Source organism: Kocuria nitroreducens (genome assembly GCF_042879195.1).
In the GTDB taxonomy this organism is placed as follows: Bacteria; Actinomycetota; Actinomycetes; order Actinomycetales; family Micrococcaceae; genus Kocuria; species Kocuria nitroreducens.
Window position 1 is genome coordinate 1 of record NZ_JBHZTC010000077.1, and the last position, 1,208, is coordinate 1,208.

Sequence of the window (1,208 nt, forward strand, 5' to 3'; positions counted from 1 at the left end):
TGCTGTCGGACACCGCTTACCCCGTCGTGAGGGCCACGCTGCCCGTGGTGGGGGAGAACATCCAGGAGATCGCCCGGCGCTTCTACGGGCACATGTTCGACGCTCACCCCGAGCTGCTTGACGGGTTGTTCAACCGCGGCAACCAGGCCGACGGCCGCCAGCAGCAGGCACTGGCCGGTTCCGTGGCCGCCTTCGCCGGGGCCCTGGTGCACCGGCCCACCGAGCTGCCCGAGCACCTGCTCTCCCGGATCGCGCACAAGCACGTGTCCCTGGGGCTGCACCCGGACCAGTACCAGATCGTGCACGAGCACCTGATGTGGGCCATCGGCGAGGTCCTCGGTGAGGCCGTGACCGCGGAGGTCGCCGCGGCCTGGGACGAGGTGTACTGGCTGATGGCCAACGCGCTGATCAACCAGGAACGCGGTCTCTACGACGCGGTCCGGCTCTCCCCCGAGACGGTGTGGCGGCGCTGGCGGGTGGTGGAGAAGATCCCGGAGACCGACGACGTCGTCAGCTTCGTGGTCGAGCGCCTCGACGAGCGCGAGGTGAAGCGGTCCCTGCCGGGCCAGTACGTGAGCGTGCGGATGGAGATGCCCGACGGGGTGCTCCAGCCCCGGCAGTACAGCCTGACCCGCGCCGACGACGGCCGGCACCGGCGCTTCGCGGTCAAGCGGGTGCCCGGCAACGGCACACCGGCCGGGGAGATGTCCACCCTGCTCCACGATGCCGTGCAGGTCGGTGAGGAGGTGGTGCTGTCGGTGCCCTCCGGTGACGTGGTCCTGGAGTACACCGACCGGCCCCTGGTGCTGGCCAGCGCCGGGATCGGGGTGAGCCCCATGGCGGGGATGCTCTCGCACCTGGTCAAGGACGGCTCCCAGCGCACGGTGCGGGTCTTCCACGCCGACACCTCCCCGGCCGGCTTCGCCCTGCGCGCCCAGATCGAGGACGACCTCGCCGCGCTGGGCGACGGGGCCCTGACGGCCTGGTTCGAGCAGCCCCGGGCCGACGGGCAGCCCGCCGAGAACGAGCACGAGGGGCTGATGGACCTGCGCGCCGTGGAGCTGCCCTCCCAGGCCCAGTACTACCTGTGCGGGCCGCTGCCGTTCATGCAGGCGGTGCGCAGCACGCTCATCGCCCGCGGCATCCCGCCCCGGGACATCCAGTACGAGGTCTTCGGCCCCGACCTCTGGCTCGCCGACTTCGAATAG

General features: G+C 71.4%; 1 protein-coding gene. It reads left to right on the plus strand.

Translation table 11 applies throughout. The features are described 5' to 3' along the window. Positions 1-2: 2 nt before the first annotated feature. A complete protein-coding gene (locus ACFYE1_RS17420) occupies positions 3-1,208 on the plus strand; it encodes a globin domain-containing protein (RefSeq protein WP_387745809.1) in 1,206 nt (401 codons plus the stop codon).